This window comes from Pseudonocardia sp. TRM90224 (genome assembly GCF_021245725.1).
GTDB lineage: Bacteria > Actinomycetota > Actinomycetes > Mycobacteriales > Pseudonocardiaceae > Pseudonocardia.
Genome location: NZ_JAJGSX010000001.1, coordinates 63367 through 71258 on the forward strand (window position 1 = coordinate 63367; position 7892 = coordinate 71258).

Annotated in this window: 7 protein-coding genes; 4 read left to right on the top strand and 3 right to left on the bottom strand. The window is 69.7% G+C overall.

Annotated features, from left to right (window positions below):
- Positions 1-186: 186 nt before the first annotated feature.
- Positions 187-450 carry a hypothetical protein gene (locus LL648_RS00170; RefSeq protein ID WP_232660288.1) on the top strand — a complete coding sequence of 88 codons (264 nt, stop codon included), beginning with the start codon at positions 187-189 and terminating at the stop codon, positions 448-450.
- A 146-nt stretch (positions 451-596) separates the two neighbouring features.
- On the opposite strand, the gene LL648_RS00175 is transcribed toward LL648_RS00170, so the two are convergent.
- Positions 597-1013, bottom strand: coding sequence for a DUF4259 domain-containing protein (locus LL648_RS00175; protein WP_232660289.1), 417 nt, complete (start codon positions 1011-1013; stop codon positions 597-599).
- Positions 1014-1085: 72 nt separating this feature from the next.
- On the opposite strand from LL648_RS00175, the gene LL648_RS00180 reads away from it, so the two are divergent.
- The gene (locus LL648_RS00180) at positions 1086-1415 is read left to right on the top strand and encodes a hypothetical protein (RefSeq protein WP_232660290.1); all 330 of its coding nucleotides are present in this window, start codon (positions 1086-1088) and stop codon (positions 1413-1415) included.
- An 81-nt stretch (positions 1416-1496) separates the two neighbouring features.
- Here the strand turns inward: LL648_RS00180 and LL648_RS00185 are convergent, their stop codons facing one another.
- On the bottom strand, positions 1497-2345 hold the full coding sequence (locus LL648_RS00185) for a methyltransferase domain-containing protein (protein ID WP_232660291.1): 849 nt from the start codon (positions 2343-2345) through the stop codon (positions 1497-1499).
- Positions 2346-2755: 410 nt separating this feature from the next.
- On the opposite strand from LL648_RS00185, the gene LL648_RS00190 reads away from it, so the two are divergent.
- Positions 2756-3133, top strand: coding sequence for a hypothetical protein (locus LL648_RS00190; RefSeq protein ID WP_232660292.1), 378 nt, complete (start codon positions 2756-2758; stop codon positions 3131-3133).
- Positions 3134-3157: 24 nt separating this feature from the next.
- Here the strand turns inward: LL648_RS00190 and LL648_RS00195 are convergent, their stop codons facing one another.
- The gene (locus LL648_RS00195) at positions 3158-5269 is read right to left on the bottom strand and encodes an AAA family ATPase (protein ID WP_232660293.1); all 2112 of its coding nucleotides are present in this window, start codon (positions 5267-5269) and stop codon (positions 3158-3160) included.
- Positions 5270-5555: 286 nt separating this feature from the next.
- On the opposite strand from LL648_RS00195, the gene LL648_RS00200 reads away from it, so the two are divergent.
- Positions 5556-7892: a helix-turn-helix transcriptional regulator gene (locus LL648_RS00200; RefSeq protein WP_232660294.1), complete on the top strand. Its 2337-nt coding sequence runs from the start codon at positions 5556-5558 to the stop codon at positions 7890-7892.

Consider the following 7892-nt stretch of genomic DNA (forward strand, 5'->3'; position numbering starts at 1 on the left):
GGCGACGAGGGGCCAACGTTCCTGCATGCCGTAGGCGTTCCACGGGTGCGGGAAGCCGTCCTCCACCTGGATCTCCGGGATCAGGCGTCAGCAACGGTACGTAGGCGGATACGAATCCCCGCAGAGGCATGAGCGGAGCCGCGCCAGGCCGGACGGTCGATCGTCGTACCTGCCACGATGAAGAGCATGACCATCGATCGACGAAAAGAGTTCAAGCCTGGTGACATCTACGAGGACTGCTCCTTCCATCCTGTCCTCTGCACGTACATAAACGACGGCGATGAGATCGGCGGCATCTCATTGATCGACGCGAGCTATCCACGCGCATGTTCGCTGTCGGGCTGCGCGGTCATCAAACTGTCGATCGAAGACGTGATCGCCGCCCACTCGGACTGGCCTGCATACCTCGCGCGACGCAAGGAAGAGTTCGCAGCCGAACAGGACTCCTGACGGGCGGAGTGGCCACCGCGACCCCGGGCAAAGTGGCCTTCCAGGCACCCTCGCCCGCGCGGCCGGCCGTACACCCGAGCCGCCGAGCCGCCGGCCATCTCGGAGCCGCCCGACGATTGCCGACGCCACCACGCCGTCGGCCAGCTCTACCGCACCGCGCGCAAGATCGACTCCAGCTCGTCGGTCGTCTGCCTGGCCGCGACCTGATCCGCCGTGGTGCTCCAGCCCTGATGCCAAGGGCCGTCAGGACCGCCGACCACGGCGAGCGCATCCAGCGCGACCGCTGCCAGCGCCGACGTCGAGGTCGGCAGTGCTGCCGCGCTCGCCTCGGGAACGGCGTCCAGCAGGTGTCCCCCCGCAGGCGTGGCCGCGGCGACCAGCGCTACCGCTGCGACCACCTCATCGGGGAAGTAGTCGACCGACATCGCCGCGGGCTCGTCGAGCACACGGATCAGCAGCCTCTGGATCTCCCGCTGCCGCTCGTCGGGCGGCCGACGAGCCCAGCCGGCAAGGGCGTCGCAGGCCCCGTCGCTGCCGAACGGCCCCGTGCCCCACGTGCCCATTCCGTCCTCCTTCGACCGCCGGGCCTGCCACGAGCCGATCTCGCCATCATCGCTCCCCGGTCCGAACGAGTCGTGACTGCATGGGCGGATGCGCTCGGATTCCACTACGGAACGGGCGACGTCGAGGACCCCGCGCTGCCCTCCGGCGCCCCGGGCACGCGAGCGGCGCACCTGCGTTTGCGAGACGGTCGCAGCAGTCTCGACCTCATCGACCCGACCTCGTTCACCACCGTCGACCTGAGTTCGGACCAGGTCGTGACCGACCACCTCGACCGGTGGCGTCGCGTCTACCAAGGCGGCATCGTCGTGCGACCGGACGGCGTCATCGCCTCACGTGGCATCCCGCACGACGAGCAATCCGGCGTGAACGGTCGTCCTGCTCGACGGAGGTTTCCTCGGTGACCAGGGCAGAGGTGCTCGGCGGTGGCGGCCACACCGGATCCGGGTCTGGCCGCTGGGTCGCCCGCTGTTCGTGCACCCACCTCATCCCACGGCGATATCACCTTGGTGTGGGCGACGTCCCCAGGCCGAGATCAGTGGAGCGAGGGTGAGGTCGAGCTCGCCGGCGCCGACGGCCGCGATGTGCGCGTCGATCTCGGCGTCGTCGGCCAGCCGGGCGGTGATGAGCTCGGTGCGGATCTGCCGGATCGTTGCGAGCTCGAGGCGATTGCAGACCGCGCCGCCGATGGGGAAGCTGCCCGCCGCCGCGACGTCGACCAGGCCGGCCTCGCGCAATGTCGTGGGCAGCGTGCGGCCGTAGCGCAGGTCGGCGCCGCGGCGTGTCATCAATTCTCGGAAGGCGCGTCGTAGCCGGTTGGCGCGCTGCTGCGCCGGTCCGGTCTCGTCGAGGCACACCAGCGGCTGCAGCTCGGTGTCGGCGTCCTCCACCAGGAGCCAGCCGCCGGGCCGCAACGCCGCCACCATCGTTGCCAGCGCACGGGCGCGGTCGGGTACGTGGACGAGCACGAGTCGGGCGTGCACCAGGTCGAAGGTGCCCGGTGGCGGGTCCGCGGCGATGTCATGCCGGCGTACCTCGTAGGCGCCGTCCGGGTTCAGCCACGCGGGATCGATGTCGGTCGCCAGGACGTACCCCGTCGGTCCGACGGCCGCGGCGAGCGCCTCGGGGATGTTGGGCCCACCGGCCCCCACTTCCCAGCATCGCCATCCCGGCCCCACCCCGAGGCGGTCGAAGTGCCCGCGGGTGCCGTCGTCGAACAGCTCGGCCAGCGCGACGAACCGCTCACCCGCCTCGGCCTGGGCGTTGTCGAGCAGGTAACGATGATCAGGACCGGGTTCGGCGTCGGAGGTACGAGCCTGCGGCGAGGAGTCCATGGCCCATCTTCCCCTGCCTTCCAGGTCGTTCCGCTGGGGTGTGTGCGGCAGCGCGCCACATTGTCAGGAACGGCAGCACGACGGCCGACGACGACGCCCGGGGGCGTCGAGGGGGGTCGGGGCCGTCGGCCGTCGTGCTGCCGCTGCTCTTCGGGGATCCATCACCTCCTCGCGGAGCTGGGAGCCGCATAGGGCCAATGGATTCGTATCTCGATTGTTCGGCCGCCGGACGAGGCGGGCATCGGGGGAACCCGCAGTCCGTTCGTGGTGGCGGTGATCGCCGACGTGAGTACTTCCACCCCTGCGATGAGCGATCTTGGGGCGACGTTGTGGTTTCCACCGATGTCTCCGGCGCTCCGGAGCGCCGACCATCGCGGTGGCCAACCGCCGACCGATGCTGGGAGCACCTTGTGGTCGATCCGCCGCGCCGCCGAGCGCGCACCGGGATTGCGTCGCCCGACTGGTGGCTGCGGTTGCCGTTCCTGCCACTCGTCATCGTCTACGCATTCGTGCTGCCGGAACCGGTGAACTTCTTCTGCCTCCCGCTCGGCTGCTGGACCCTGGCTGCGGTCGGAGTGACGCTCGGTAGGTACCACGAGTCCCTGCGCTGGGAAGGGTTCATCTTCGTCGCGGTCGGGGTGTGCTTCCTCTCCGGCACTATCACCTGGTTGCTGACCAGCAGCGTCGGGCTGACCCTCCTTTGGACGTTCGTCATCCCGTTCGGCGTGACGATGCTCGGGTTCGTCGTGTTCGGCGTCGTGACCGGGGTGCGCAACAGCCGCACCTGAGTCGGCGGAACCCGCCGCCGCAGATCACGAAAGGTCCGCACGGATCGGCGGGGCATCTCCCCCGAGCTCGTGGTGCCACATCCAGCCGGCGATCCGCGCGACGGCTCGGTCGCGGTGCCGCCGGTAGGTGTTGTAGGGGATGCCGAGCTCCGCGGCCGCGCGTTCGTGGGTCCTGGCCGGCCGCAGATATGCCTTGTCGACGCAGCGGAACAGGCCCTCACTGCGAGGTTCGGTCCTGAGCACCTCCGCTGCGGATCTCAGAAGGGCCTGAACCGCGGCCACCGGGCTCCCCTCACCCGTGACCTCCTCGACGATCTTCGTTCGCACGAGCGGGTTGCCGGCCAGTCGTTCCCGGACATGGAAATCCCGCAGCGCGCACCGAACCGCTTCCGCGAACTGCGCTTCCGAGAGGACCTCTTCCGCTACCGCCTCCGATCGGGGCGGCGAACGGCGGCCGAGCTCGCCGCCGGAAGTCCGTTCCAGCCAGTCGTCGAGCGAGGCACGCCGCCAGTCCCGCCCGAAGACGGAGTACTCACGTCCCGCGGCGGCGTAGGTGGCGCCCACGTCGTCGAAGTCCAGCTGCTTCATGAGTGGCCCCCAGGCCTCGACCTCGTCGATGAATCCGACGAGCTCCCACGCGCAGCGACGGCGCAGGCCACGTTCGATGCGCCAGGCAACGGCCAGGGGCAGCACCGGCGATTCTGCGTCGAGGCGCCTCTCACGATCGACGAGGAAGCGCCACGCCAATACCTCCTCACCCGGACGAGGAGGACGGCTGCGGGTCGCCTCGAGCCACATCGCACGGGCGCCCTCGTCCCTGTGCAGATCGTCCGCAGAAACGGCGTGCAGATCGAGGACACAGGCGAAACCGACGGCGTCCCCGGCCGCGTCCCGGAAGACCCGAACCGTTTCCGGGCGACGTTGCACCCAATGCGCAACGAGTTCGGTCTGTTCCCGTCCGAGGTGCTGAAATGCCATGTCGAGTAGGGCGGACCGGTCCCGTGGTCGGAGCTCGTCGTGGGACAGCTCGTGCTGGATCGGTCCCCGATGGCCGCCCACGGCGTGGTGCCAGCGGGCGGCGAAGATCGCGTCCTGGATGCTTCGGCGGGTTTCCCCGGCCTCGGAGCTGCGACGCGCCCGGTCCACGGCGTCGCGCCTGACCCGGCGGTGCAGCGCGGCGTACCCCTCGACATCACGCCACCGAAGGTCGGCATCCACGACGGCCCGCACGAGCGGGTTCGGTTGCAGACCCGACGGACCCTCTTCGATGAACGGGAGCGTCCGGAGCCAATCGAACAGCAGGTGCACGTCCTCTTTCGCATCGAGCGCGGAGCGCAATCTGCATTCCGTGGTGGACCGCATGTGTGCGCACGCCTCGAGCGCCGCCCGGTGATCAGGAGAGGGCAACGTGTCGACGACCCGTTCCAGCAGCTCGCGGACGACACCCGGGAACTCCGCCAGCGACGCCGGCTCCACCGTGCTGCGGCTGTTCCGCCGTGATGCATCCACCAGCAGCGACAACGCCAGCGGCTGTCGACCACTCAGCTCGACGAACCGGTGCCGCATCTCCTCGGGCACCTGCTCCGCCGCCAGGTAGGCGACCGCGTCCTGCGGCGACAGCGGCCCCAACCGGATCGTGGTCAGGAGTTCCCGCCACGCCGGATCGGCCGCCCAACGTGGGCCAGGAGGCCTCCGGCCGGCGATCACGACGACCGTCCGCGCCGGGAGCAGCGTCGCCAGCTCCTCCCGCAGGCGTTCGTCGGCGTCGTCATCGACGAGGTCGTAGCTGTCGACGAGGAGCACCGTTCGGCTCGAACGCTCCGGCTTGGAGCGGAGCCCCGGGTGGGGCAGGTCGGTGCCCGCGGAGTCGCGGATCGCGGACAGCACCGACTCCGGCGTCGGGCCCGACCGGCGGACGTCGACCCTGACGACCGCGACGTCCGCGGCCTTGGCCGCAGACGTCGCGGCCATTTCGTCCAGCAGCCAGGTCTTCCCGGTTCCGGCCAACCCGTGCACGAAGAGGACCGACGTTCGCTCCGTCGCGGCAAGAGCCACCTCGAAGCGGGTGATCTCCTGGCCGCGCCCGACGAATCGGCGCCTACGCGTTTCCCGCAGCAGATCGCTGAGCGACCTCACGACCGAGACCCCCTCTCGCAGCAGTGGTCGATGCGGGCCGAAGGACGATCCGAACTGCCGCGCAAAGAGCCGGTGAGCATGTTCAGCGTCATCCGCCTGCGTTCACATCCGCGGAATCCGCAGATCGAGCCGTTCCGATACCCAAACCACCACGTGGGTGCCGCCGCGGCGGGCCGCGGAACCCGGCCCGACCCTGATCACGGGGCGCACACTGGCATCCTGCTCGTGAATCGTGCTGCGTTCAGCAGCGCGGGAAATGTCCATGTGGATGGCGGGGGCGTGACACATGAGCACCATCGGCAAGGCTCGCACGCTCTGGCGTGCTGCCGAGCTGACGAGCCTCGTCGGGCGCGACACGCTCCTGCGCGACGCCGAGCGCCTCCTGTGCACAACCCGGTTGCTGACGCTGGTCGGCCCCGGTGGGGTCGGCAAGACCAGGCTCGCGATCGAGGTGGCGCGGCGCAGCCCGCACGACCTCTCCGTGGCGTACCTCGCGGACGTCGACACACCGGTCGGCCTGCACCGGGAGGTGATCCGCGCAGCGGGCATCATCGACCAGTCGAGCAAACCCACCATCGACGTACTGGTCGAACACCTGAAGGACCGCCGTCAGCTGCTCGTGCTCGACAACTGCGAGCATCTCTGGGACGACGTCGGGGAGCTCATCGACGTGCTGCTCCCGGAGGCACCCGGTCTGCACATCCTGGCGACGAGCCGGCGGAGCCTGGATCTCGTGGGCGAGCACGTTCTCCGCGTCGAGCCGCTGAGGGTGCACGCCGACGGGCCCGAGCCCGGTGCCGGGCCGACAGAAGCCATGATCTTGCTGCTCGACCGCACTGCAGCCACGGGCCGGCCGGTCGATGTGGGCGACCCGCACGTGCAGCAGCTCGTCGAATGGTCGGGCGGGCTACCGCTGGTGCTCGAGCTCATCGCCGTGCGCATCGGCGGCGGGCTCGCGCCGAGCGCGATCCTCGATCGCCTCGACGGCGGCCGGCTCCTCACCGCAACCGCTGGGCCACGCCTCGTCCAAGCCCACCACCACACGCTCCAGCACGTGCTCGACTGGTCCTACGAGCTGTGCTCCGAAGGAGAGCAGACGTTGTGGGCGCGGGTTTCGGTGTTCGCCGGTGGCTTCACCCTGAACGCCGCCGAGGAGGTCTGCTCCGACACCGACGGCGCGATCGCCGAGAGCGACGTGATCAACCTCCTCGACGGGCTCGTCCGACAGTCGCTCGTCGTCGCGAACGAGGACGGCCGCTACCAACAGCTGCAACCACTGCGCGAGTACGGCCGACACAAGCTCGACGAACACGGCGAGGAGTGGCTGGCACGGGAGCGGCACTGCGCCTATTTCCAGAGGGCGGCGGCCGAGGCCGCGCGGCAGTGGTACAGCGGCGAAGAGCTGACCCGGATGCACGAGGCCGCCGATGAGCTCCCGAACCTGCGCGCCGCCCTCAACCACTGCGTCTCAGCACCCGAACTGGCCCAGACCGGTCTCGTGATCGCAACGGATCTCGTGCGGCTGCGGTTCTGCTTCTTCTTCTCGTTGATGGGCGAGTTCGGCGACTGGATCGAGCGGCTGCTCTGGCAGGCGAAGGGCGACGCGACCCCGGCCCGCGTCAACGCGATGATCATGCTCGGCTGGATCCGGCTCAACCAGGGCGACCTGGGCCAGGCCGCTGAGCTGCTGGAAGCCTGTCGCCGGCTCACCATGGAAGCCGCCAACGGCGAGCACCCCGGAATGTATTTCCTCAACGGAGCGCAGAACCTCCTGCACGATGCCTCCGCCGACTCCGTTGCGCTGCTGGGCCGGTCCCGCGAGCTCTTCGCCGCTGCCGGCGCCGAGTACGTCGGCGATCGGGCGATGGCCGGATTGATCCAAGCGGTGGCCGCGGCACTGTGCGGGGACGAGGAGTCCGCGAGCACGCTGAGTCGCGAGATGCAGATCGACACCGAGGCCGCCGGCGCCGTCTGGACCGCGAGCTGGGCGAACTGGGCCACCGGCCTCGTGGAGCTGCGCTTCGGCGAGCCGTCGGCCGCGACGAAGCGCTTCCAGGAGACGCTGACCCAACAGTGCACGATGGACGACGAGTGGGGAACGATCTGGAGCATCGAGGCCATCAGCTGGTCGCTCGCGGCCGTGGCCGAGGCGACCGCGGCACCCGGATCGGAGGGTCTCGCCGAGTGGGCGGCCGAGATCCAAGGCGCTGCCGAGAGGATGCAGGACACCACCGGCGTCAACATCGCGGGCCTCAAGCCCCTACGCGATTTGCACGACTCGGCCCGCGACCAGCTGCGCGCGATACTCGGCGAGACCCGCTACGACGACGCCAATCGCCGTGGAGCCACGCTCGCCCGCCCCGCGGCCTACGCCCTCGCCCGGCGTGCCCAGGAAGCCGCCGTACCGCACTTCCGCCACATCACCGTCGGCGCGCTCACCGAACGCCAGCAACAGATCGCCGAGCTCGTCGCGGCCGGTATGCGGAACCGCGAAATAGCCGAGAAGCTGTTCGTCTCGGTCCGCACCGTCGAACACCACCTCAGCGACATCCTCACCAAGATCGGCGCCACGAACCGCGTCCAGCTCGCCCGCTGGGTGGCCGAGCAGCCGTTCGGCCACTGA

What these genes read in the sequence shown, in the direction of transcription:
- LL648_RS00175 (WP_232660289.1), bottom strand. Translation starts at nt 1,013, where the DNA reads ATGGGCACGTGGGGCACGGGGCCGTTCGGCAGCGACGGGGCCTGCGAC.
- LL648_RS00170 (WP_232660288.1), top strand. Translation starts at nt 187, where the DNA reads ATGACCATCGATCGACGAAAAGAGTTCAAGCCTGGTGACATCTACGAG.
- LL648_RS00200 (WP_232660294.1), top strand. Translation starts at nt 5,556, where the DNA reads ATGAGCACCATCGGCAAGGCTCGCACGCTCTGGCGTGCTGCCGAGCTG.
- LL648_RS00185 (WP_232660291.1), bottom strand. Translation starts at nt 2,345, where the DNA reads ATGGACTCCTCGCCGCAGGCTCGTACCTCCGACGCCGAACCCGGTCCT.